The sequence below is a fragment of the Terrabacter aerolatus genome (assembly GCF_007991735.1).
GTDB lineage: Bacteria > Actinomycetota > Actinomycetes > Actinomycetales > Dermatophilaceae > Terrabacter > Terrabacter aerolatus.
Genome location: NZ_BJYX01000001.1, coordinates 40,834 through 64,257 on the forward strand (window position 1 = coordinate 40,834; position 23,424 = coordinate 64,257).

General features: G+C 71.1%; 23 protein-coding genes, 2 tRNA genes and 1 other RNA gene. 13 read left to right on the forward strand and 13 right to left on the reverse strand.

The window, feature by feature from the left end; translation table 11 throughout:
* The first annotated feature begins 22 nt into the window (after positions 1–22).
* Positions 23–1,285 carry a GNAT family N-acetyltransferase gene (locus TAE01_RS00220; protein ID WP_147062232.1) on the forward strand — a complete coding sequence of 421 codons (1,263 nt, stop codon included), beginning with the start codon at positions 23–25 and terminating at the stop codon, positions 1,283–1,285.
* Positions 1,286–1,357: 72 nt separating this feature from the next.
* On the opposite strand, the gene TAE01_RS00225 is transcribed toward TAE01_RS00220, so the two are convergent.
* Positions 1,358–2,563, reverse strand: a complete 1,206-nt coding sequence (locus TAE01_RS00225) for an MFS transporter (RefSeq protein ID WP_147062234.1) — start codon at positions 2,561–2,563, stop codon at positions 1,358–1,360.
* Between the two features lie 149 nt (positions 2,564–2,712).
* Here TAE01_RS00225 and TAE01_RS21030 point away from each other — a divergent pair, with 149 nt between their 5' ends.
* A complete protein-coding gene (locus tag TAE01_RS21030; RefSeq protein WP_147062236.1) occupies positions 2,713–3,786 on the forward strand; it encodes a LacI family DNA-binding transcriptional regulator in 1,074 nt (357 codons plus the stop codon).
* Between the two features lie 29 nt (positions 3,787–3,815).
* Here the strand turns inward: TAE01_RS21030 and ffs are convergent.
* From ffs to TAE01_RS00245, 3 genes are all read right to left on the reverse strand, one after another.
* An RNA gene (ffs, locus tag TAE01_RS00235) (signal recognition particle sRNA small type) lies at positions 3,816–3,912 on the reverse strand.
* Positions 3,913–3,936: 24 nt separating this feature from the next.
* A complete protein-coding gene (locus TAE01_RS00240; RefSeq protein ID WP_147062238.1) occupies positions 3,937–5,265 on the reverse strand; it encodes an MFS transporter in 1,329 nt (442 codons plus the stop codon).
* A 121-nt stretch (positions 5,266–5,386) separates the two neighbouring features.
* A tRNA-Ser gene (locus TAE01_RS00245) sits at positions 5,387–5,474 on the reverse strand.
* Positions 5,475–5,554: 80 nt separating this feature from the next.
* On the opposite strand from TAE01_RS00245, the gene TAE01_RS00250 reads away from it, so the two are divergent.
* From TAE01_RS00250 to TAE01_RS00260, 3 genes are read left to right on the forward strand one after another with little or no spacing between them, the layout of a single operon-like run.
* Positions 5,555–6,532 carry an MBL fold metallo-hydrolase gene (locus tag TAE01_RS00250; protein WP_147062240.1) on the forward strand — a complete coding sequence of 326 codons (978 nt, stop codon included), beginning with the start codon at positions 5,555–5,557 and terminating at the stop codon, positions 6,530–6,532.
* Between the two features lie 44 nt (positions 6,533–6,576).
* Complete coding sequence (argF, locus tag TAE01_RS00255; protein WP_147062242.1) at positions 6,577–7,590, forward strand: ornithine carbamoyltransferase; 1,014 nt, start codon at positions 6,577–6,579, stop codon at positions 7,588–7,590.
* 54 nt (positions 7,591–7,644) lie between these two features.
* Positions 7,645–8,682 carry a metallophosphoesterase gene (locus TAE01_RS00260; RefSeq protein ID WP_147062245.1) on the forward strand — a complete coding sequence of 346 codons (1,038 nt, stop codon included), beginning with the start codon at positions 7,645–7,647 and terminating at the stop codon, positions 8,680–8,682.
* A 22-nt stretch (positions 8,683–8,704) separates the two neighbouring features.
* On the opposite strand, the gene TAE01_RS00265 is transcribed toward TAE01_RS00260, so the two are convergent.
* Together TAE01_RS00265 and TAE01_RS00270 are read right to left on the reverse strand one after the other, a co-directional pair.
* Entirely contained in the window at positions 8,705–9,382 is a 678-nt protein-coding gene (locus TAE01_RS00265) for a response regulator (protein ID WP_147062247.1), read from the reverse strand.
* A complete protein-coding gene (locus tag TAE01_RS00270) occupies positions 9,379–10,986 on the reverse strand; it encodes an ATP-binding protein (RefSeq protein ID WP_147062249.1) in 1,608 nt (535 codons plus the stop codon). The genes TAE01_RS00265 and TAE01_RS00270 overlap by 4 nt, the downstream gene beginning before the upstream one ends.
* Before the next feature lie 210 nt (positions 10,987–11,196).
* Here TAE01_RS00270 and TAE01_RS00275 point away from each other — a divergent pair, with 210 nt between their 5' ends.
* The 3 genes from TAE01_RS00275 (at position 11,197) to TAE01_RS00285 (ending at position 14,071) form a co-directional block, all read left to right on the forward strand.
* Positions 11,197–12,006 carry an ABC transporter ATP-binding protein gene (locus TAE01_RS00275; protein WP_147062251.1) on the forward strand — a complete coding sequence of 270 codons (810 nt, stop codon included), beginning with the start codon at positions 11,197–11,199 and terminating at the stop codon, positions 12,004–12,006.
* The gene (locus TAE01_RS00280; protein ID WP_147062253.1) at positions 12,003–12,902 is read left to right on the forward strand and encodes an ABC transporter permease; all 900 of its coding nucleotides are present in this window, start codon (positions 12,003–12,005) and stop codon (positions 12,900–12,902) included. The genes TAE01_RS00275 and TAE01_RS00280 overlap by 4 nt, the downstream gene beginning before the upstream one ends.
* A 110-nt stretch (positions 12,903–13,012) precedes the next feature.
* Positions 13,013–14,071 carry an ABC transporter substrate-binding protein gene (locus TAE01_RS00285; protein ID WP_147062255.1) on the forward strand — a complete coding sequence of 353 codons (1,059 nt, stop codon included), beginning with the start codon at positions 13,013–13,015 and terminating at the stop codon, positions 14,069–14,071.
* 89 nt (positions 14,072–14,160) lie between these two features.
* On the opposite strand, the gene TAE01_RS00290 is transcribed toward TAE01_RS00285, so the two are convergent.
* Both TAE01_RS00290 and TAE01_RS00295 read right to left on the reverse strand, forming a co-directional pair.
* A complete protein-coding gene (locus TAE01_RS00290; RefSeq protein WP_147062257.1) occupies positions 14,161–14,697 on the reverse strand; it encodes a LytR C-terminal domain-containing protein in 537 nt (178 codons plus the stop codon).
* A gap of 45 nt (positions 14,698–14,742) precedes the next feature.
* Positions 14,743–15,039, reverse strand: coding sequence for a type II toxin-antitoxin system VapB family antitoxin (locus TAE01_RS00295; RefSeq protein WP_020145941.1), 297 nt, complete (start codon positions 15,037–15,039; stop codon positions 14,743–14,745).
* Positions 15,040–15,090: 51 nt separating this feature from the next.
* Between TAE01_RS00295 and TAE01_RS00300 the strand changes: the two genes are divergently transcribed.
* Entirely contained in the window at positions 15,091–16,686 is a 1,596-nt protein-coding gene (locus TAE01_RS00300; protein WP_147062259.1) for a helicase HerA-like domain-containing protein, read from the forward strand.
* 39 nt (positions 16,687–16,725) lie between these two features.
* Here TAE01_RS00300 and TAE01_RS00305 read toward each other — a convergent pair whose 3' ends face one another.
* The 4 genes from TAE01_RS00305 to TAE01_RS00320 all read right to left on the reverse strand — a co-directional run bounded on the left by TAE01_RS00305 (position 16,726) and on the right by TAE01_RS00320 (position 18,890).
* A complete protein-coding gene (locus TAE01_RS00305) occupies positions 16,726–17,562 on the reverse strand; it encodes a helix-turn-helix transcriptional regulator (protein WP_186814978.1) in 837 nt (278 codons plus the stop codon).
* A gap of 5 nt (positions 17,563–17,567) precedes the next feature.
* On the reverse strand, positions 17,568–18,143 hold the full coding sequence (locus TAE01_RS00310; protein WP_147062263.1) for a MarR family winged helix-turn-helix transcriptional regulator: 576 nt from the start codon (positions 18,141–18,143) through the stop codon (positions 17,568–17,570).
* Positions 18,144–18,286: 143 nt separating this feature from the next.
* Positions 18,287–18,376 (reverse strand) — tRNA-Ser (locus TAE01_RS00315).
* A gap of 10 nt (positions 18,377–18,386) precedes the next feature.
* Entirely contained in the window at positions 18,387–18,890 is a 504-nt protein-coding gene (locus TAE01_RS00320; protein WP_147062265.1) for a nucleoside deaminase, read from the reverse strand.
* A 17-nt stretch (positions 18,891–18,907) separates the two neighbouring features.
* On the opposite strand from TAE01_RS00320, the gene upp reads away from it, so the two are divergent.
* Positions 18,908–19,546 (forward strand): uracil phosphoribosyltransferase, encoded by a 639-nt coding sequence (gene upp / locus TAE01_RS00325; RefSeq protein WP_147062267.1) that lies wholly within the window; start codon positions 18,908–18,910, stop codon positions 19,544–19,546.
* Positions 19,547–19,573: 27 nt separating this feature from the next.
* Here the strand turns inward: upp and TAE01_RS00330 are convergent, their stop codons facing one another.
* On the reverse strand, positions 19,574–20,563 hold the full coding sequence (locus tag TAE01_RS00330; RefSeq protein ID WP_246111046.1) for a small ribosomal subunit Rsm22 family protein: 990 nt from the start codon (positions 20,561–20,563) through the stop codon (positions 19,574–19,576).
* 153 nt (positions 20,564–20,716) lie between these two features.
* Between TAE01_RS00330 and TAE01_RS20405 the strand changes: the two genes are divergently transcribed.
* From TAE01_RS20405 to TAE01_RS00340, 3 genes are all read left to right on the forward strand, one after another.
* Positions 20,717–20,887 carry a hypothetical protein gene (locus TAE01_RS20405; protein ID WP_186814979.1) on the forward strand — a complete coding sequence of 57 codons (171 nt, stop codon included), beginning with the start codon at positions 20,717–20,719 and terminating at the stop codon, positions 20,885–20,887.
* An 18-nt stretch (positions 20,888–20,905) separates the two neighbouring features.
* Positions 20,906–21,703, forward strand: coding sequence for a PH domain-containing protein (locus TAE01_RS00335; protein WP_147062269.1), 798 nt, complete (start codon positions 20,906–20,908; stop codon positions 21,701–21,703).
* 173 nt (positions 21,704–21,876) lie between these two features.
* Positions 21,877–23,376 (forward strand): amino acid permease, encoded by a 1,500-nt coding sequence (locus tag TAE01_RS00340; RefSeq protein WP_147062271.1) that lies wholly within the window; start codon positions 21,877–21,879, stop codon positions 23,374–23,376.
* The last annotated feature ends 48 nt before the right edge of the window (positions 23,377–23,424 follow it).

A 23,424-nucleotide genomic window follows, 5' to 3' on the forward strand; every position in this document is an offset into this window, starting at 1 on the left:
GGGCGGTCGTTAGGTTCGGGCCATGAGCGAGCTGCGCACCCGCGACGTCGTCGATGCCGACCTCCCCGCCGTCCTGGCGATCCGCAACCGGTCGTTCGGACCGCTCGGCGCCGGAGGCGACACGTGGTGGCAACGCGTCTCGTCCGAGACGCTCGGCGGCCGGATGATCGCCGTCGTCGACGACTCGGACACCGTCGTCGGAGCCGGTCGCATCAGGCCCTACGAGCAGGCCTGGGGCGGACGTCACCTGCGGATGGGCGGCGTGGCCGGCGTCTACGTCGAGCCGAGTGCCCGCGGGCAGGGCGTCGCGACCACCCTGACCCGCGCCCTCATCACCCGGATGGGCGAGCTCGGTGACGTCGTGTCGTGCCTCTTCCCGACCACGGCCACGCTCTACCGACGGTCCGGCTACGAGGTCGGCGGGGTGCAGACGCGGATGACGTATGCCGCCCACCTCCTGCGCGACCTCGGCGCCTCCCCTGCCGCGCGGCGCCGTTCGGGCGGGCTGCGTCCGGCACGCCCCGACGACGCCCGGCGGATGCACGACCTCCACCGCGAGGCGCACGCCCGGCACGGGGTCAGCGGACCCATGGTGCGATCGGCACCGGCACTCGCGGACGTGCTCGGGCGCGACGAGCTCATCGCCTACGTCGTCGACGGCGGCTTCGTCGTCTACGACCTGTCTGACGGCACGGTGACCGTCGAGGACCTCGTGGCGACGACGCCCGAGGCCGCGGCGACGCTGTGGGGCGTCGTCGGCTCCGGGTCGTCAGCGGCCCCGACGGTGCAGACCTTCCTCGACCCGCGGGACCCGGTGACGCTCGTCCTCGGCGGCCTGCCGGCGGTCGCGGTGCAGCAGATCCCGTGGATGGGGCGCGTCATCGACCTCGCGGCAGCCTTCGGCGAGCGGGGCTTCCCACCGCACACGACGGCCACCGTGGACCTGCTCGTCGTCGATGCCGAGGCGCCGGCCAACGCCGGCCGTTGGTCGCTGTCGGTGTCGGGCGGCCGGGGCACCGCCACCCGCACGGCAGCCCAGGCTGAGGCGGCCACCGGTCGAGGTGGTGCCGGCACCCACGAGGGCGGCGCGATCACCTCGAACGCGGAGCCGGGCGCTGATGGCGGGGTGCTGTGCGTCGACGCGCGAGGCCTGTCGGCGCTCTGGTGCGGCTGGACCGTGTCACGCCTGCGCCAGGCGGGTCTCGCCACCGGCGGCACGGCGGACGACGACGCGGCGCTCGACGCGGTCTTCGCCGGGCAGCCCTTCATCACCGAGTACTTCTGACGCAGCCCCGCGGGTCGAGGTGATCTGTCGCGACCCGGCGCGATGGCATACCTCCACCCGACGCGGCTGCGGTCAGTCGGCGGCGGGGCGGTCGGGCTCGCGGATGGCGGGGATCGCGACGAGAGCCACGACCGCCATCGCACCGACGACGAGGAGCGAGTGCAGCACCCCGACGTGGTCACCGAGGAAACCGAGCAGCGGAGGCCCGGCGATGAACGCCGTGTAGCCGATCGTCGAGACGACACTCATCCGGGCCGCGGCACGCCTCGGGTCGTCGGCCGCCGCGCTCATGCCGACGGGAAAGCCGAGGCTGGCCCCGACGCCCCAGATCGCCGCACCGATGAACGCGAGCACCGGGCCGCCGAAGACGACGAGCAGGCAGCCGACGACGGCGGAGACGAAGAGCACGCGGAGCACCGGCACGCGACCGCGGCGGTCGAGCAGGCGCGTGCCCAGGAGCCGGCCGGCGGTCATCGCCGTGAGGAAGACCGCGAACCCGACGACCCCGACCCAGCGCTCGAGGCCGTAGCCGTCCGAGAGCGCCACGGCGACCCAGTCGTTGGCGGTCCCCTCGGTGAAGGCGGCCGCGAGGACGACGACGCCGATGAGCAGGGTGCGTGGCTCGCGCCAGGCGGCGCCGATGCCGGCCTCCGAGCGCACCTCGGCGCCGGTCTCGTCCGTCTCGACCGACCGGGGAAGGAACACACGGAGGAACCACGGGGTCACGAGGAGGAGCAGCACGACGATTCCGAGCAGGTGGGCCGCGACCGGCACGTGGAGGTACGACAGCCCTGCGCCGACGAGGGCGCTGACGACGGTGCCACCGCTGAAGGCCGCGTGGAAGTGCGGCATGATCGCGCGGCCGAGGAAGCGCTCGACCTCGGCACCCTCGAGGTTCATCGAGACGTCGAAGACCCCGGTCCCGATGCCGACGAGCACGAGGCCCGCCATGACGACCGCACGGTTGCCGACGACGTCGACGCCGATGCCCACCCCGACGAGACCGACGCTCTGGACGATCGCCGCGCCGAGCAGCGTCCGGGCGGCCCCGAGTCGGTGCACGATCCAGCCCGAGAGTGGCAGACCGATGACCGAGCCGAGGGAGGCCGCGAGCAGGGTCAGCCCGAGCGCCCCGGCAGACAACCCCAGCGCGTGCTTGATGTCGGGCACGCGCGAGGCGAACGCCGCGAAGGCCGCCCCGTTGATGGCGAAGGCCACGAAGACGGCGGTGCGGGCCGCGCGGACGGTGCTGGCCGGCGGAGCGCTGGCGACGGACATGGAACAAGCCTCTCAGGCACGACGGGGACGGCGCAGGGGCCACAGCGCGCACTCCGTGCGGCCGGCCACCTCGGCTGCCGTCGACCGTCTGTCGATGGTGGTTCGTCTCGAATCGATTCGACTCGAAACGTTTCGATAGCATGCCTCCCATGGTTGCCCGAGGTCAAGCCCGTCCGACGCTCCGCGATGTCGCCGAGCGCGCAGGAGTCTCGGTCTCGACGGCCTCGCTCGTCTTCAGCGGCAAGGGTCCCGTCGCGGAGGCCACCGGCGAGCGGGTGAGGGCCGCGGCGCTCGAGCTCGGCTTCACCGGCCCCAACCCGCTGGCCTCCTCACTGCGACAAGGCCGTTCGGGTGCCATCGGCGTCATCGTCGAGGGTCGCCTGCGCATGGCGTTCCGCGACCCCTTCGCCATCGCGGTGCTCGACGGCCTCGCGGAGGTGCTCGAGACCGTCCCCACCGGCATGCTCCTCATCGGACAGCCCAGCGGCTCCGGCGACGCCGTCGTGCACCAGCTCGCGCCGCTCGCCCTCGACGCCGTCGTCTTCTCCCTCTGCGGACCGGGCGAGAACCCCGCCGTCGCGCACCTGGCCGCCCGCGGCATCCCGATGTTCAGCACGGGGGTCCCCGGCGACCGGCGCATCACCCAGGTACGCGTCGACGAGCGCGCCGCCGGCGCCGCGATCGCCCGGCACGTCCAGGACCTGGGGCACCGCAGGGTGGCTCACGTCGCCATGCCCATGCTCCCGACCAGCGTCGCGGGGCCGGTGCCGGGCGACGAGGTCGACCCGTCGGAGACCCACGTGCCGAGCGTCGGTCGTCTGCTCGGCTTCCGCGACGTCTTCGGTCCGGACGCCCCGGCCGTGCAGACGGGCGACGGGTCGTCGTTCGAGGGCGGCACCATCGCGGGCCGGGCGCTGCTCGACGTCCCGGAGCGCGAGCGACCCACCGCCGTCGTCGCCCAGTCCGACGTCATCGCGGCGGGGGTCATCCTCGCCGCCGAGGAGCTCGGCCTGCGCGTGCCGGAGGACCTCAGCGTCACCGGCTTCGACGGCGTCGACCTGCCCTGGCTCCCCCACCGGCTGACGACGATGGACCAGCACGGCCGCGAGAAGGGCCGGATCCTCGGCACGCTCGTGCGCAAGCGGCTCGACGGGACGCGGCCCCGCAACGTCACCCAGCCGGTCGAGCTGCGCGTCGGCACGACCACCGCTCCCCCACGCTGACCCACGGCGACGAGCACGCCCACCCGGGGAAAAGGGACACCCCGCGTACCTGGAAGAGCTCTCCTACCCTTGCTGCATTCCTGCCCTGGGGGAGTTCGGAGAGGTACCACCACGCGGGGTGCCGACGGCCAGTGTATGCCGCAGCCGACGTCAGCCGGAAATCGCCCCACCCGGGGCGGCGGGCACCGTCGCGCCCTCCGGCGCGGGCTCGCGCACGCCGTTGACGTGGGGCGGCAGTCGCCGCTCCACGTCGAGCGCGATGACGGCCAGGACCACGCACCCACCGACGAGGAAACCGACGTAGAGCAAACCGAGGTGCCGGCCGATGAGGACGCTCGAGACGACGGGACCGACGACGAAGGCCACCGAGAACATGAGCGAGCTGAGCGCGTTGTAGCGGCCCCGCAGGTGGTCGGGCGCCAGGTCGTTGACCATGGCGGCGCTCGTCGGCTGGAGCATCGTCTCGCCGAGGCCGAAGACTCCGGCGCACGCGGCGAGCAGGAGCGTCGCCGTGACGGTGCCGGGCACGAGCGACGTGGCCCCGAGCAGCGCCCAGGCCACCATCCAGGTCATGGCCATGACGACGGTGACACGGGTGCGGCGCCGCCCCTCGATGCGCTGGAGGACGACGAGCTGCAGCAGCACGATGACGACGGTGTTGGCCGCGAACGCGTAGCCGAGACCCTCGGTCGAGATCCGCCCCTCCGCCCGGGCGTAGGCCGGCATCCCCGCGTTGAGCTGCGGGTAGCTGACAAGAGCCGCCACGGCAGCGAGGAGCAGCAGGGCCCGCAGCCGCGGGTCCCGCAGGAGTGCGACGTAGGACACCGAGGCGGCGCCGGCGTCGACGGGCCGGGACACGCGGTCGCGGGCCCGGCGCAACGCGACGAGCAGGATGAACAGCCCCGGGACGTAGCTCAGCGCGTCGAGCAGGTAGATCGTCACGAAGGTGCCCGGTCGTGAGACGTCGACGAAGCGGCCGCCGACGATGCCGCCGATGCCGATGCCGAGGTTGAGCAGAGTGAAGTTGATCCCGAAGTAGCGCTGGCGCTGCTCGCTCGGGATGAGGTTGCCGATGAGCGCGCTCGAGGCCGGCCACACGATGCCGAAGCCGTAGCCCATGAGCACGAGCGCCGCGGCGGCCTGGCCGGTCGTCGTCGCGAGCGCCAGCAGGACGTCGGCGACCATGAGCGCGACGAGGCTGCTCGCATAGACCCGGCGCGGCCCGATGCGGTCGATGAGCGCGCCCGCGGGCGTGACGAGGACGATGCCGACGCCGGCCTGCAGGGCGAGCAGCAGCCCCACCGTCTCGAGCGAGACCCCGCGCACCTCGTGGAGGTAGACGACCATGAACGGCAGCACGAGGCCGGTGCCGATCGACTGGAAGACGACGGTCGAGATGAGCAGCTTGCCCTCGCGCGGCAGGTCGTGCCAGAACGAGGACAGCCGCGGACGGGCGGGGGCAGGGCTGGTCGAGCTCACCGGGGCAGTCTGCCGTGCCGCACCGACAGCCGTCGCACGCTCTTCGGGGTGACGCCACGGCTGCTCGGGCGGATACGACGAGCCCCCCACCGCGCGGGGCGCGATGGGGGGCTCGTCGTGGTGGCGGAGGATGGGGGATTTGAACCCCCGAGGGTTTTATCCCAACACGATTTCCAATCGTGCGCACTAGGCCACTATGCGAATCCTCCGTCGGGCAGGCTACCGGAGGCGGACCCCGCACAAGAAATCGGCGTCCCCGGCGCCCTCGCGCCGAGGCAGAATCAGCCGCATGGCCGCTCCCGACGTGCTCCCCCTCGACACCGACGTGCGGTGGATCCACGGCTCCCGATCACCGCGGCACCTCGCCGACCCTCCGCTGCAGGTGCACCACCTGGCCCCGGGCACCGTCCTGCTCCGGCAGAGCAAGGACCTGACCTACGAGGCACCGTTCATCCTCCTGCTCCTCGGCGAGCGCCGCGGCCTGCTCCTCGACACCGGAGCCGTCGACGGCACCCTGCTGCGCGAGACCGTCGACGGACTCGTCGCCGACCGGGCGTCGACGAGGAGGTCGCGGACGGCATACGACCCCGCCGGCACCGAGGAACCCGAGGGACCCGACGGCTACCACCTCGTCGTCGCGCACACGCACGGCCACGGCGACCACGTGGCCGGCGACGCGGCGTTCGCCGGACGCCCGCACACGACGGTGGTGGGCCACGACCTCGATGCCGTGCGCTCGTTCTTCGGCATCACCGACTGGCCCGCGGAGGTCGTCCGGCTCGACCTGGGCGGTCGCACCGTCGAGGTCTTCGGCATCCCCGGCCACCAGGCGACCTCGATCGCGGTCCACGACCCCCTGACCGGCCTGCTCCACACCGGCGACACGGTCTATCCCGGCCGCCTCTACGTCGAGGACTCGGCCGCCATGCTCGACACGCTCGACCGTCTCGTCGCGTTCGCCGAGGAGCGCGACGTCCGGCACGTGCTCGGCTGCCACGTCGAGATGACGCTGCGGCCCGGTCACGACCATCCGCTCTGCTCGCGCTACCAGCCCGACGAGCCCTCGCCCTTCCTGACCGTCGCGCAGCTGCGTGCCGTCCGCGACGCGTTCCGCACGGTGGCACACCGACCCGGCATCCACCGGTTCGACGACGTCGTCGTGTGCATCGGCGAGGGCCCCCGGGTGCTCGTCCCGCTCCAGGCCCGCGCCCTGCTCGAACAGGTGCGCTGGCGGCTCGGCCTGCGCCGGCGCAGCCGGGGGACCTGAGACCGGATTGCCTCGCGCGGTCGACCCCTGAAACCATCACGACCATGTCGCTCGCCGCACTGCACCGCCGCAACCTCCTCAAGGAGATCGACCTGACGCCCGACGAGTTCCGGGCGCTTCTAGACCTCGCCGCCGAGCTCAAGGCCGCCAAGCGCGAGGGCCGCGAGGAGCGACGTCTGACGGGCAGGAACATCGCCCTGATCTTCGAGAAGACCTCGACCCGCACCCGCTGCGCGTTCGAGGTGGCCGCGGCTGACCAGGGCGCGAGCACGACCTACCTCGACCCGAGCGGGTCGCAGCTGGGCCACAAGGAGTCGGCCAAGGACACCGCTCGCGTGCTCGGCCGCTTCTACGACGGCATCGAGTACCGCGGGTCCGGGCACGACGTCGTCGAGACGCTCGGCGCCTTCGCCGGCGTCCCCGTCTGGAACGGCCTCACCGACGACTGGCACCCGACGCAGTCCCTCTGCGACGCGCTGACGATGCGCGAGCACGCGGGCAAGCCCGACGACCAGATCGCCTTCGCCTACGTCGGCGACGCCCGCTTCAACATGGGCAACTCGCTGCTCGTCACGGGTGCGCTGCTCGGCATGGACGTGCGCATCGTGGCCCCGCAGTCGCTGTGGCCGTCCGACGACGTCGTCGCCGTCGCCCGACGGTATGCCGCCGAGACCGGGGCACGCGTCACGCTGACCGAGGACGTGGCCGAGGGAGTGCGCGGTGTCGACTTCGTCCACACCGACGTGTGGGTGTCGATGGGCGAGCCCAAGGAGGTCTGGGCCGATCGGATCGAGCTGCTCACGCCCTACCAGGTCAACGCGGACCTCCTGGCCCTCACGGGCAATCCGCGGGTCAAGTTCATGCACTGCCTGCCCGCCTTCCACGACCTCGAGACCCAGGTCGGCAAGGACGTGCACGAGCAGTTCGGCCTCAAGGAGCTCGAGGTCACCGACGACGTCTTCGAGTCCGAGGCGTCCGTCGTCTTCGACCAGGCCGAGAACCGCATGCACACGATCAAGGCCCTCATGGTGGCCACCCTGGTGCGTCTCGACACCTGACGTTCACGCGGCGGAGGTGGTCCCGTTCGCCTCGGGTGCGAGAGAACGGCAGTCATGCACCTCTCTCGCACCCCTGCCCTCGCGGCCGTCGCCGCCGCGCTCGTCGTCCTCCCCGCCGCAGCGGCCGCCTCCGCCTCGGCCACCGACGCCCCCGGTCAGTCCAAGGACGGCCACTACCAGTTCGCCGTCATCGGCGACGTGCCCTACGGCGACGCCCAGGTCGCGGCCTTCCCGAGGTGGATCGACCAGATCAACGCAACGCCGAACCTGTCGTTCACGATCCACGTGGGCGACATCAAGAACGGCTCGTCCAGGTGCACCAACGAGTACTTCTCGATGATCCGCACCCAGTTCGACCGGTTCACGATGCCGCTCGTCTACACGCCGGGCGACAACGAGTGGACCGACTGCCACCGCACCAACAACGGCACGTACAACCCGCTCGAGCGCCTCTCGGCCATCCGGTCGACGTTCTTCACCCGTCCGGGCCACACCCTCGGCGCCGACATGACCGTCGCGTCGCAGCAGTCCGCCGGCTTCCCGGAGAACGTCTCCTTCCGCCGGCAGGGCATCGACATCGCGACGCTCCACGTCGTCGGCAGCAACGACGGGCTGCTCCCCTGGCCCGAGCTCGGGCACAGCACGCCGACCGCCGAGCAGGTGGCCGAGGAGCGGGCACGCATGGACAACGCCGTGGCACAGGTGCGCTCGGCCTTCGCCGACGCACGTCAGCGTCACGACCGGGCCGTCGCGCTCTTCCTCCAGGCCGACATGTTCGACCCGACGTATGCCGTGACGTGGGCCGACGACTCGTCCTTCCAGCCGCTCGTGCGCGAGCTCGTGGCCCAGTCCCAGGCGTTCGACGGCGAGGTCTACCTCTTCAACGGTGACAGCCACGTCTACAACTCCGACAAGCCGCTCGCGGCGGGGTCGAGGTGGCTCGACTTCTACGGCGTGCAGGGGTCGGCCGACAACCTGACGCGCGTCACCGTCGACGGCTCGAGCAACAACAAGGACTTCCTCGAGGTCACCGTGAACCGGCCGGGTGCCGAGCACGTGCTCTCGTGGGAGCGCATCCCCTACACCTCCTGACCGGCCCGGCGCGAGCGCGGGGTCAGGCGCGGCGGGGGAGGTAGCGGTGCTCGGGGCGTCCCGTCGTGCCGTACGTGAGGTCGAGCTCGAGCAGCTGCTTCTCGACGAGGCCGGCGAGGTAGCGCTGGGCGGTCGGGCGGCTGGCTCCGAGGATCTCGGCGACCTCCGCGGCCCCGATGGGCGCGGGCGCGGCGACGACGATCTCGAGCACGCGGGCCATCGTCGGTTGCAGGGTCCGGGTCGTGGCCGCGCGGCGCGGGGGCGCCCCGCGCAGGCTGTAGAGGGCGTCGACGACGTGCTGGTCGGCCTCGGGCGCCCGGTCGATGCGCTCGGCCCAGGCGCGGTAGCCCTCGAGCTGCTCGCGCAGGGCGGCGAAGCTGAACGGCTTGACGAGGTAGTAGAACGCCCCGAGCTGCATGGCCGTGCGTACCGACTCGATGTCGCGCGCGGCCGTGACGAGCAGGAAGTCCGGCACCCGCTCACCCGACGCGGCGACCTGGCGCACGAGGTCGAGGCCGCTGAAGTCGGGCAGGTACATGTCGAGCAGGAGCAGGTCGGGCGCCACCGACGTGACGAGCGAGCGGGCCTCGGCTCCCGTGTGGGCCTCGCCCACCACCTCGAAGCCGGGCACCCGCGCGACGCTCAGGGCGTGCGCGTGCGCGACGTGGTAGTCGTCGTCGACGACGAGGACGCGGATCATGACACTCCTTCGTGGACCCGGACCGGCAGTCGGACCTCGAACCGCGCACCACCGGGTGAGCTCGCCCCGATCGTGCCACCGGCGCGTGTCACGAGCCGGTGGACGAGGGCGAGGCCCACGCCTCGCCGCATCGCGCCGCGGGGCTCCTTGGTCGAGTAGCCGTCGAGGAAGACGTCGTCGAGGCGGTCGTCCGGGATGCCGGGACCGCTGTCGGTGACCGTCAGCTCGAGGGCATCGGCAGTGCGCTCGACCCGCACGACCACCTCACCCCGGGGGTGCCGCCCGGCCGAGTCCGGGTCGTCGGCGACGGCGTCGACGGCGTTGTCGATGAGGTTGCCCAGCACCGTGACGACGGGCAGGTCGTCGTCGCTCCCGGCGGCCAACCGGCTCGCGGGGTCGAGCCGGACGACGACGTCGCGCTCGGCGGCCACCGTCATCTTGGCGAGCAGGAGCGCGGCGATGACGGGCGACCCGACGTGCGCGCGGATCTCCTCGCTGGCCAGCGCCGTCTCGGCCTGCAGCTCCCGGCTGTAGCGGGTCGCCTCGTCGACCTCCCCGAGCTCGAGCAGGACCGACAGCACGTGCAGCCGGTTGGAGAACTCGTGCTCCTGGGCCCGCAGCGCGGTCGACAGGCTCTCCATCGAGTCGAGCTGGCGCACGAGCGCCTCGAGCTCGGTGCGGTCGCGGATCGTGACGACCCAGCCGGCGTTGCGGCCTGCCACGAGCACCGGCATCCGGTTCAGCACGAGCAGGTGCTCGTCCGTCACGGCGACGAGGTCGGTGCCCTCGAGCTCGCCCGTGACGATGCGTCGCAGGCGCCCGGCCGGGAGGACGTCCTCGACGCGCCCGCCCAGGCCCGTCGTCGCAATCCCGAGCAGTCGCCTCGCCTCGTCGTTGAGCACGTTGATGGCGCCCTTGGCGTCGACCGCCAGCACCCCCTCGCGTATGCCGTGCAGCATCGCCTCGCGCTCCTGCATGAGGGCGACGATCTCGGCCGGCTCGACGCCGAAGGTCACCCGCTTGATGGCCCGCGCGAGCAGCAGCGAGGCGGCGACGCCGAGGGCGAGGGCGATGCCGGCGTAGAGCGCGATGTCGAGCACCTCGGCGTTGAGCCGGACCCCGACCTCGGACTCGAGGATGCCGACCGACACCTCGCCGACGCTGCGGCCCGATGCGTCGACGATCGGGGCCCGCGCGTTCGCGGACCGTCCGAGGCTGCCCTCGTCGATGCCGGTGTGCACGAGGCCGTCGAGGGCCACGACGGGCTCCTCGATGCGCTGCCCGATGAGAGCGGGATTGGGGTGCGAGTAGCGCACCCCCGTGCGGTCGATGATGACGACGTAGGAGGCGCCGGTCGCGGTGCGCACCTGCGACCCCAGGGCCGGCAGGACGTGGGACGGGTCGCCCCGGACGATCTCCTCGGCGACCTGGGGCACGCGTCCGAGAGTCACCGCGATCCCGCTGGCCTGCTCGATGGCGCGCGTGTCGGCAGTCTGCGACGTCAGCCGGGCGAAGAGGGCGAAGCCCACGGCGAGGGTCACCACGACGATCCCGAGCACGGCGAGGAGGATCCGCGCGGCGAGCGTCCTGCCCAGTGACGGCATACGGCCCCTCCGCTCTCCATGGTCAGCACCCGCCCGACGGCGGGTGGCGGCCCGGTGACGCCGTCGTCGGCGTCGCTCCCAGCATGGCTGAGCAGATTGCACAAAACCACCGGTAACGCGGCTATCGGAACCAACGATCACAAGCATTCCGGCGCGGCCCGCCCCGCTCCTACGGTGACGCCACTCAACGAGGAGAAAGGGCGGGGCCACATGCCTGCCATCGAGCTACGCAACGTCACCAAGAAGTTCGCCACGGCGGACGGCGGCACCTACACCGCCATCGAGGACCTGTCGCTGACGGTCGAGGACGGCCAGTTCTGCGCCGTCGTCGGACCCACCGGCTGCGGCAAGTCCACGACGCTCACCCTGATCTCCGGGCTCGAGCGCCCTTCTCGCGGAGAGGCCTTCGTCCACGGCGAGCCCGTCCGCGGGATCGACACGAGCACCGGTTTCGTCTTCCAGCAGGACGCCGTCTTTCCCTGGCGCTCCGTCCTCGACAACGTCGCGGCCGGACCGGTCTACCGCGGCGCGAGCCGTTCCGAGGCCGCGGCGCTGGCCCGGGACTGGCTGCGCCGCGTCGGGCTCAGCGGCTTCGAGGACCGCTACCCCCACCAGCTCTCGGGCGGCATGCGCAAGCGCGTCGCCCTGGCGCAGTCGCTCATCAACCAGCCCCGCGTCCTGCTCATGGACGAGCCGTTCAGCGCGCTCGACGTGCAGACCCGGGCCATCATGTCGACCGAGCTGCTCCACCTGTGGGACCAGACCAAGCCAGCCGTCGTCTTCGTCACGCACGACCTCGAGGAGGCCATCGCCCTCGCCGACAAGGTCGTCGTCATCACCGCCGGTCCCGGCACGGTCAAGGCCGAGTTCGAGATCGACCTGCCCCGACCGCGCGTCGTCCAGGAGATCCGCTTCGACCCGCGCTTCACCCGGCTCTACGAGCAGATCTGGGAGGCCCTGCGCGCCGAGGTCGCCGAGGCCTACGACCGCACCACGCGCGTGGCGGAGGTGGCGTCATGATCGACACTCCCACGACGAGCGAGGGATCCGTCACCGCCCTCGCCACCGAGTTCCCACCCGCGGCCACGACCACGGGCCCCTCGGCGCGCACCAGGGCGAACCGTCGCCGCACCGTGCTCGCCGGCGCCCGCCTCGGCATCGTCGTCGTGCTGCTCGTGGCGTGGCAGCTGTCGGTCGATGCCAAGGTCGTCGACCCCTTCTTCTGGGGCGAGCCCAAGGGCGTGTGGGCCGACCTCGTCGACTGGTTCACCGTCGGCACGAGCCAGGGCTCGCTCGGCGCCCAGATCCTCGTGACGCTCGAGGAGGCCGTGCTCGGCTTCATCATCGGCTCGATCCTCGGCGTCGTCTGCGGCATCGCCCTCGGCCGCGTCCGGCTGCTGTCCGAGCTCTTCGCCCCGTTCCTCAAGGCGGCCAACTCGATCCCCCGCATCATCCTCGGCTCGATCTTCACGGTCGCGTTCGGCTTCGGCATCCAGTCCAAGGTCATCCTCGCGGTCGTCCTCGTCTTCTTCGGCGTCTTCTTCAACGCCTTCCAGGGCGCCCGTGAGGTCGACCGCAACCTCATCGCCAACGCGCGGCTGCTCGGGGCGTCGCGCTGGCAGGTGACCCGCGACGTCGTGCTGCCGTCGGCGTTCACGTGGATCCTCGCCAGCCTGCACATCAGCTTCGGATTCGCGCTCATCGGCGCCCTCGTCGGCGAGATCCTCGGCGCCAACCAGGGCCTCGGCCTGCTCATCCGCTCGTCGCAGAACAACTTCGACATGAACGGCGTGCTGGCCGGAATGGTCCTCGTCGCCGTCATCGCCCTGACGGCCGAGGCGCTCATCACCCTCCTCGAGCGGCGCCTGCTGCGCTGGCGGCCCCCGCAGACCCACGGAGGTGCCGCCGTCGAGTAGCCGCAGGCACCTGCCCGCACCCCGCACGCACCCCGCACGAATCCGCACCACTCCAGCACGACCTCAGCACCACGACCCCCGTGCACCACCCAGACTCAAAGGAGAGTTCCATGAACACCAAGCGCATCGGTGCCGCCGGCGCCGCCTTCCTCGCCGCGACCACCATGGCGGCCTGCGCCAACAACGCGTCCGGGGCCCCGACGAGCGCCGGCACCGTCGACGCGAGCGCCCCGAACGTGACGATCATGGTCGGCGGCATGAGCAAGCAGATCTACCTGCCCTTCATGCTCGCCAAGCAGCTCGGCTACTACGACAAGATCGGCGTCAACGTCAACCTCGTCGACGAGCCCGCCGGCGGCGACGCCACGCAGAACATGCTCGCCGGTCAGGTGCAGGGCGTCGGCGGCTTCTACGACCACAACATCGCGCTCCAGGCGCAGGGCAAGTCGTCCGAGGCGGTCGTCTCGATGCTCCAGATCCCCGGCGAGGTCGAGCTGTGCCGCAGCGACCTCAAGGGCGTCGTCAAGAGCCCCGCCGACTTCAAGGGCCGTTCGCTCGGCATCACCGACACCGGCTCCTCGACCGACTTCCTGACGCAGTACCTCAGCAAGAAGAACGGCGTCGACCCCGCACAGGAGACGCGGCGTGGAGTCGGCGCGGGCCAGACGTTCATCGCCGCCATGAAGCAGAAGGCCATCGACTGCGGCATGACCACGGAACCCACTGTGTCGCAGGCCGTCTCGGACGGCACGGCCTTCATCCTGATGGACATGCGCACGGCTGACGGTTCCAAGGCGGCGCTCGGCGGCACCTACCCGGCGACGTCGCTCTACATGCAGACCGACTGGGTCAACAACAACAAGGCGACGGTCCAGAAGCTCGTCAACGCCTACGTCTCGACGCTCTCCTGGATCCAGCAGCACGACGGCGCCGCCATCGCCGACAAGATGCCGGCCGCCTACTACAAGGGCGTCGGCAAGGCCGCCTACGTCAAGGCGCTCGACAGCGAGAAGGGCATCTTCAACCCCACGGGCCTCATGCCCGAGGACGGGCCCAAGACGTGCCTCGCCGTGCTCGGCGAGTTCAACCCCAAGGTCCAGGGCAAGAGCATCGACCTGGCCAAGACGTACACCAACGAGTTCGTCCAGGCCGCGACCCCGGTCAGCTGACCCCTCGCCCGGAGGGCGACCGGCTGCCAGCAGCCCCTCGAGCATGCCGTCCGGCGCGGTCCGCGCCGGACGGCATGTTCACGCTCGGGTCACGAACCGACGGAGACGGTCGGGCACTGGCGCAGGGTCTGGGTGGGCGTCGGGACGACGGGCACCTTGCCGAAGCTCTTCCACGCGTTGCCCACGACGAGGTCGACCGTGTCGCCCTTGCGCTTGTCGTCGACGAGGACGGCCTGGGGCACGTGGGTCTTGACGAGCTTGGCCGAGTCGGCGCCCTCGGGGCCGAAGCGGATCTGGGCGACCTGCGTGACGGTGGCCCTCTTCGGGTCGTTGCCGACGGCCTTGACCTGGAAGCCGCGGTCGGTCGCGGTCTTGGCGACCGCGGCGGCCAGCCCCCTGCGGGAGGTCGCGTTGTAGACGTCGAGGCTGACGTCGGCCGGGGTCAGCGGGACGACCGGAGCCACCGTCGTGCACGGTCCCGGCGTCGGCGTCGTGGCACGGAAGTAGGTCGAGGCGTAGTAGAACGCGCCGGCCAGGCTGAGCAGCACGACCGCGATGACGATCGTCGATCGGCGTTGACGGCGCACCCGGTAGGTGCGGTCGTCCTCGTCAGCGACCTCCGACATCCACGCTCCTTCGTCCGTCGCCCCCGGTGATCGAGCGGCCTCGTGTCAGGAGAGTACGAGGACTCGGGCGTGAAGGACAGGACGCTGCTGCAGCGCGGCGCGAAGTGCCCGGTGCAGACCGTCCTCGAGGTAGAGCTCGCCCTCCCACTCGACGCAGTGCGGGAAGAGGTCCCCGTAGAAGGTCGAGTCGTCCGCGAGCAGGCCGCGCAGGTCGAGCGTGCTCTTGGTCGTGATGAGCTCGCCGAGCTGCACCACCCGAGGCGGGACGTTCGACCAGTCCTTGGTCGTCTCGAGTCCATGGTCTGGGTACGGGCGCGAGTCGCCGACGGCCTTGAAAATCACCGGGTCAGCATAGGCGTCGAAGGTGGACGCCCGGCGACTAGAGTGCGAAGCGTGACCGAGACTGCAGGCTCAGGAGCCCCTCAGACGGGCGGCACGGGTGATACCAGCCAGATCGACGAGATCCGGGCCGGGTACGCGTTCGACGGCGGAGTGCTCAAGCTGGGCGCGGCGGTCGTCGACGGGCAGGCCCATGCGGACGCCCCGGTCCAGATCCCCCTCAGCGTGCTCAACCGGCACGGCCTCGTCGCCGGCGCTACCGGCACCGGCAAGACCAAGACGCTCCAGCTCATGGCCGAGCAGCTCTCGGCGCAGGGCGTCCCCGTCTTCCTCGCCGACATGAAGGGCGACCTCTCCGGACTCGCGACACCGGGCGAGGGCGGCGACAAGATCACCAGCCGCGCGGCCGACGTCGGCATGGAGTGGACGGCCACGGCATACCCCACCGAGTTCTTCGCGCTCGGCGGCAAGGGCTCCGGCATCTCGATCCGCGCCACGATCACGAGCTTCGGCCCGACCCTGCTCAGCAAGGTCCTCGGCCTCAACGACACGCAGGAGAGCAGCCTCGGGCTGATCTTCCACTACGCCGACAAGAACGGCCTGGCCCTGCTCGACCTCAAGGACCTGCGTGCCGTCATCACGCACCTGACCTCCGACGAGGGCAAGGCCGACCTCAAGGACCTCGGCGGACTCTCGAGCGCCACCGCGGGCGTCATCCTGCGCAACCTCATCACCTTCGAGGACCAGGGCGCCGGCGACTTCTTCGGCGAGCCCGAGTTCGAGACGAGCGACCTGCTGCGCACCGCCGCCGACGGCCGGGGCATCATCTCCTGCCTCGAGCTGCCGCAGGTGCAGGACCGGCCCCAGCTCTTCTCGACCTTCCTCATGTGGATGCTCGCCGACCTCTTCCACGACCTGCCCGAGGAGGGCGACCTCGACAAGCCGAAGCTCGTCTTCTTCTTCGACGAGGCGCACCTGCTCTTCGACGACGCGAGCAAGGCGTTCCTGCAGGCCATCGAGCAGACCGTGCGGCTCATCCGCTCCAAGGGCATCGGTGTCTTCTTCGTGACCCAGTCGCCCAAGGACGTCCCGTCCGGCGTGCTCGCCCAGCTCGGCAACCGCGTGCAGCACGCGCTGCGCGCCTTCACCCCCGACGACGCCAAGGCACTCAAGCAGGCCATCGCGACCTATCCGCACACGGCCTACGACATGGAGAAGCTCCTGACGAGCCTCGGCATCGGCGAGGCCGTCGTCACCGTGCTGTCCGACAAGGGCGTCCCGACGCCCGTCGCGTGGACGCGGATGAAGGCCCCGAACTCGCTCATGGACCCCTCGCCGCAGGCGACGATGGATGCCGTCATCAGCGCCTCGCAGCTCAAGACGAAGTATGCCGACGTCGTCGACCGCGAGTCCGCCTACGAGAAGCTCCAGGCCCGGCTCCAGGCGGCTCCCGCGGCGCCCGAGGCTGCCGCACCCGCCCCGGCCGCCCCGTCGGCGCCGGCTCCCACGAGCACGCGGGCGCCCAAGCCCGAACCGAGCCTCATCGAGCAGGTCGCCGGCAGCTCGGCCTTCAAGTCGATGGTCCGGTCGGCCGGCACCGTCATCGGCCGCGAGATCACCCGCAGCCTCTTCGGCACCCGCCGCCGCTGACGGGGGCTCCCGCCGGGAGCCGTGCGGCGGGCCGGGGCGTCAGGCGTCGAACTCGATGTCGTCGAGGTCGCCGTCGACGTCGGCGAAGTAGCTGATGACGCGGATGTCGGGCTCGTCGAGCACCTGGAGCACGAGCTGGCGCAGCTGGATCACCTGACCGGTGTCGAGGCGGATCCGCTTGGTGCGGCCCCGGGTCGGGTCGCTGTCGTGGCGTTCCCACCACTCGACCGTCGCGGGGTTCGCCTTGAAGATCTCGTCGAGGACGCGCTTGAACGACGGGTCGTCGGGGTGGCGCGCGTATGCCTCGCGGAAGAGTGCGAGCTGGTCGGCGGCCTCCTGCTCCCAGTCGACGAAGAGGCTGCGGGCGGCCGGGTCGCAGCAGTAGAACCACAGCAGGTTGCGCTCCCGCTTGGTGCGCTTGCTCTCCCAGTCGGTGAAGAGCTGGCACGCCGTGTGGTTGGCGCCCAGGACGTCCCAGCGCGCGCCCACGACGTAGGCCGGGTTGGGGTCGAGCGAGTCGAGCAGCTCCTCGAGCTCCTCGGTGAGCTCCTCGTGCGGCTGCGGACGGCGCGACGGCGCACCGGTCGCGAGGGCGTGCAGGTGCGAGCGTCCGTCCGCGTCGAGCTTCAGGGCACGGGCCAGCCCGTCGATGACGCTCTTGCTCGGGCGCAGGTCGCGGCCGCGCTCGATGAGGTCGTAGTACGCCACGGAGATGTTGGCCAGCTCGGCGACCTCGGTGCGGCTGAGACCCACCCGGCGCCGGCCCTTGACCCGCTTGATGCCGACCTCCTCGGGCGCGAGCTGCTTGCGGCGGTTGCGCAGGAACTCGCCCAGCGGTGAAGGGGTGCGCACGCTGAGCGGGACGTCCGTGGTCATGGCGCTCATCCTGCCAGTGCGGCACCTCCCCCGGCGCGGACGGCCGGTGCGGCGGTCTCGGGGAGTCCGACGGCGGCGGCCGGCGTCCCCGGCTCCGTGTCGGCGAGGACCTGGAGACGGTGGTGGGGGTCGAGGCGCTGCAGGATCGCCGCGGAGATGGCGGAGAGCTGCTCGACCTGTTCGTGGGTCAGGGCGTCGATGACCGTGGCGCGCACCGTCGAGACGTGGCCCGGTGCTGCGGCGACGAGGGCTGCGTGCCCGGCGTCGCCGAGACGCGCGTTCGTGGCGCGTCCGTCCTCGGGGCAGGCGAACCGCTCGACGAGCCCACGCTCCTCGAGCCGGCGCACGACGTGCGACAGGCGGGTCAGCGTGGCGTTGGTGCGCTGGCCGAGGCTCGTCATGCGCAGGGTGCGGTCGGGCGCCTCGGAGAGCATCGCGAGCACGAGGTACTCGAAGTGGGTGAGGCCGGAGTCGCGGCGCAGCTGGGCGTCGAGGGCGGCCGGGACGAGCTCGACGACCGCGACGAGCCGCTTCCAGGCGGCGAGCTCGTCGGCGTCGAGCCATCGGGGTGTCGTGTCCATGGGACCAGCGTAGCCGCTTAGTTGATATATCAAGCAATCGCGGAGATGGGGCGACCACGACGAAACGATCTCGTGGACCGGTGGCTGCTCGCCAGAACGAGGAAGGACCCCGACGGACAAGCCGTCGGGGTCCTTCGTCGTTCTGGCGGTGGCGGTGGGATTTGAACCCACGGTGGAGTTACCCCCACACACGCTTTCGAGGCGTGCTCCTTAGGCCGCTCGGACACGCCACCGGGAGAGACCTTACCGGAGCCTGCGGCCCTCGAAGAAATCGACCAGAAGGGCCGCCGACTCCTCGGCGAGCACGCCCCCGACGACGTCCACCACGTGCGTCGCGAGCGGGTCCCGGGTCAGGTCCCACACCGACCCGCACGCACCCGCCTTGGGGTCCCACGCACCGAACACGACGCGCTCCACCCGGGCCGCCATCGCCGCCCCGGCGCACATGACGCACGGCTCCAGCGTCACGACGAGCGTGCAGCCGTCGAGCCGCCACGAGCCCCCCACCCCGGCCGCCTCGCGCAGCGCCACCACCTCGGCGTGCCCCGTCGGGTCGCCCAGCTCCTCCCGGACGTTGTGGCCGCGGCCGACCACCCCACCGTCGGGGGCCACCACGAGCGCCCCGACCGGCACGTCCTGGGCGCCCGCCGTGGCGGCGGCGAGCTCGAGCGCCTGCCCCATCCACGCGGCATACGTCTCCGGCGGGGGGACTGAGGCCTTGCCAGGGGTCTCGGATCGCTTCGCCACGCGCTAAGTTTCCACCCATGGACGTCCATGTCGCAGACCACCCGCTCATCGCGCACAAGCTGACCTACCTGCGCGACAAGCGGACCGACAGCCCAACCTTCCGGCGCCTCGCCGAGGAGCTCGTGACGCTCCTCGCCTACGAGGCCACGCGCGACGTCCGCGTCGAGCCGTTCGACATCGAGACGCCGGTCGCGCCGACCACCGGCATCAAGCTGTCCAACCCCAAGCCGATCATCGTCCCGATCCTGCGCGCCGGCCTCGGCATGCTCGACGGCATGGTCAAGCTCCTGCCGAGCGCCGAGGTGGGCTTCCTCGGCATGATCCGCAACGAGGAGACGCTCGAGGTCTCGACGTACGCGAACCGCCTGCCCGACGACCTCACCGGCCGCCAGGTCTTCATCCTCGACCCGATGCTCGCGACCGGCGGCACGCTCGTCATGGCGATCGACTACCTCACCGCCAAGGGCGCCCGTGACATCACCGCGGTCTGCCTGCTCGCCGCACCCGAGGGCATCAAGCACCTCGAGGACGAGCTCTCCGACAGCGACATCCCCGTCAAGGTCGTGCTCGGCACCATCGACGAGAAGCTCAACGAGAAGGGCTACATCGTCCCCGGCCTGGGCGACGCGGGCGACCGTCTCTACGGCGTCGTCTGAACACCACCGACGGCGTATGCCGTGTGGTCACGGCAACACGTCGCCCCACTCGGCGTCGCGCGCGTTCCGGTAGCGCTCCCCCGCCTTCCTGGAGATGACCTCGCGGCCGGCGGTGCCGTCGGGGCGGCAGACCTGGAACTCCACGAAGCCCTTGCGCTTCAACGGATGCCGGAGGATGCGCCCTGGAAGTGCCTCTGCGACAAGAGGTTCGGCGACGCCGGGCGCCGCGGCCGCGACCCACGAGAACTTCTCGTCCTCGTAGGAGAGCTCGGCGCCCTTGAGCCGGCGGTGCTCGGCGCTTCGATTCACCCGTGCCGCGAAGTGGCACCAGTCGCCCTGCGCCAGTGGGCACTCCGCCGCGTGCGGGCACGGCCCGAGCAGGGTCCACCCGGCGTCGATGAGCCTCGTTCGCACCCGGAGCACCCGGGCGTAGCCGTCGGGTGTGCCCGGCTCGACCACAGCCACCGCCCCACCCCGGCGCATGGCGTCGGCGACGAGCGCATCCTGTTGCTGCGGGTCGAGCTCGCTCAGCACGTACGACACCGTCACGAGGTCGGCCTCGAGGTCCGGCCACGCGCCGGCCCGGGCCTGCCGGAACGTCGCGCCGGACAAGGCCGGTGACGTCGCGTCGGCGACGAGGTCCCGCCCGAGTGCGAGGGCGTCCTCGACCTGGTCGAGGACCGTGACCGCCTCCAGGGACTCGAAGACGCCGGCCGCCGCCCAGGCCGCCGCCCCGGTGCCGCCGCCGAGGTCGAGCAACGAGCGGGGTGCGAGACCGCGGTCGGCGACGGCTCCGAGGGCTTTTGCCAGGGCGGCGTGGGTGGCCGGCATCCGGTATGCGGCGTAGGCGGCGACGTGCACGCGTGAGGCGAGGATCGGGGCGGTCGCCGGGGCCACCGAGCGGTACCGCGAGACGAGTGCCTCGGTCGCCCGAGCCAGCTCTCGTTCGTCCATCCCGCCCACCGCGCGCCTCAGAGCGGCATGCAGCTCGACGGCATACTCTGGCGTTCGCGACACGCGAGGAGGATAGCGGCGCGAGGCCGGACCACCGCCCGACACGCGGGCGGGCGTGCGGGACCCCACCCGCCCCGTACGGCACACTGGTCACACCTCTGTGCCGGGAGGCTGTCAGGGCAGCCCCGCCACCTTCCCTCCAAGGAGCGACACACCATGGGCGCCAAGGCCAAGAAGATCATCCTGATCATCGTGCTCGCGTTCTTCGTCTATGCCGTCTTCACCTCGCCCGTCAAGGCTGCTGACATCGTCAACAACATCTGGGGCGTGCTCGTCGACGGCTTCAGCGCGATCCTGCGGTTCTTCAGCTCCCTGCTCAACCGCTGATGAGCGCACACTGAGTCCATGGCGTTCCTACGGAGCACCGAGGTCCCGGCGGGACTGACGCCGATCCTGCTCCCGGGCGAGCGGCTCGTCACCGCGGTGCGCGCGCACTGGGCCAAGCTCGCCGAGCCCGTCGCGACGACGACCATCGGTTTCATCGTGGCCGTGTGGGTCGACTCGAACGTCACGAAGTCCACCCAGGCGATGGGCACGATCTTCTGGTGGGTCTTCTTCGCGCTGCTCGCGCGGATGCTCTGGTGCCTGCTCGACTGGAGCCACAACTGGTTCGTCGCGACCGACAAGCGGCTCCTGCTGCGCTACGGGCTCATCTCCCACAAGGTCGCCATGATGCCGCTGCTCAAGGTCACCGACATGAGCTACGTGCGGTCGATCCCCGGCCAGTTCCTCGGTTTCGGCAAGTTCGTCCTCGAGAGCGCCGGCCAGGACCAGGCCCTGCGCGAGATCAAGTGGGTGCCCAACCCCGACGAGACCTACCGAGACATCTGCGCCGAGATCTTCCACATCGTCCCGCCGCCGGGCGACGAGGACTTCGAGGAGATCGACGAGCTGCCCGGCGACCCCGGCATGCCCGGAGGCCCCACCCGCGGTGGAGGCCCGGCCGGGTCCGGCGGCGACGCGGCGTTCCCCGACGTGCACCGCACCCACAACCCCATTCAGGACCGGCTCGACTCCTACTCGCGGGCGGTCCCGATCCAGCGACCCGCCGAGCAGCCCGAGACCGTCTACGAGAGCGAGGACCTCAAGCGCCGTCGCCGTGGCGCCGACACGGGCCCGATCTGGCCGCGGGCCCGGGACTGAGCGCGCTGACGCGACCCTCGGTGACCGGGATCCGGCCCGGGCGGGTACCAACCGGTAGCCGTGGTCCCATCCGCGGCGCGCGGCCGACGACGCCCGGGCAGGACTCGCAGGCGGTCGCGCTCCCCGCTAGTTTGTGGTGATCCGCCCGTCACCCGACATGCTCGGAGGTCAGCATGAGTGTGTTCCGCACCAAGTCGATCGAGGCGTCGATGGCATCGGCAGACGATGCCGACCACCAGCTGAAGAAGACCCTCAGCGCCCTCGACCTCACCGTCTTCGGCATCGGCGTCATCATCGGCGCCGGTATCTTCACCCTGACCGGCAAGGCCGCCAAGGAGTACGCCGGCCCGTCGATCGCGCTCTCGTTCGTCGTCGGCGCCATCGTCTGCGGTCTCGCCGCGCTGTGCTACGCCGAGTTCGCCTCGACGGTGCCCATCTCCGGTTCCGCCTACACGTTCTCCTACGCGACGCTCGGTGAGCTCGTCGCCTGGATCATCGGCTGGGACCTGCTGCTCGAGCTCATGCTCGGCGCGAGCGTGGTCGCCCAGGGATGGTCGCAGTACTTCGTGACCCTGCTGGGACAAGTGGGGGTGAAGTGGCCCGACTCGGTCGGGCCGGGGTCGCACTTCGACCTGCCGGCCTTCCTGCTCATCGCGCTGCTGACCCTGCTCATCGCCAAGGGCATCAAGGAGTCGATGCGCGTCAACCTCGTGCTCGTCGGCGTCAAGCTCTTCATCGTGCTCTTCGTCATCTTCGCGGGCATCTCGTACATCAACACCGCCAACTGGTCGCCGTTCATCCCGCCGAGCCAGCCCGGCCAGGCAGCCGAGGGGCTCACGACCCCGCTGATCCAGCTCATCAGCGGCATGACGCCCGCGACCTTCGGCGTCATGGGGATCATGGCCGGCGCCGCGATCGTCTTCTTCGCCTACATCGGCTTCGACGTCGTGGCGACCACCGCGGAGGAGGCCCGCAACCCGCAGCGCGACCTGCCCCGCGGCATCCTCGGCTCCCTCGCCATCTGCACCGTCCTCTACGTCGCCGTCACGCTCGTCATCACGGGCATGCAGAACTACAAGGACATCGACCCGAAGGCCGCTCTCGCCACGGCGTTCACCCACGTCGGCAGGGACGGTTTCGCGACGCTCATCTCGGCCGGCGCGGTCGCCGGACTGACCACGGTCGTCATGACCCTCATCATCGGTGCCACCCGCGTCACCTTCGCGATGAGCCGCGACCACCTCATCCCGGCCAGCCTGGGACGCACCAACCCCAGGACGGGCACCCCGGTGAAGCTGACGCTCATCATCGGCACCGTCGTCGCGCTCATCGCCTCGCTGACGCCGATCGGCAAGCTCGAGGAGATGGTCAACATCGGCACGCTGACGGCCTTCATGCTCGTCTCGCTCGCCGTGCCGATCCTGCGCAAGCGCCGCCCCGACCTCAAGCGGTCCTTCACGGTCCCCGGCAACCCGGTCATCCCGTGGCTGTCCGCCCTGGCGTGCTTCTACCTCGTGCTCAACCTCTCGGTCGAGACGTGGATCCGCTTCGTCGTGTGGATGGTCCTCGGCTTCCTCATCTACTTCCTCTACTCACGCCACCACAGCAAGCTGGCGACGGGCGAGGAGGAGGAAGGCGCTCGCAGCGCCCCCGAGGTCGTCCGCGAACGCTGAACTGCACGCCCACCCGGCGCACCCGACAGCCCGCCCGTGACCTCACGG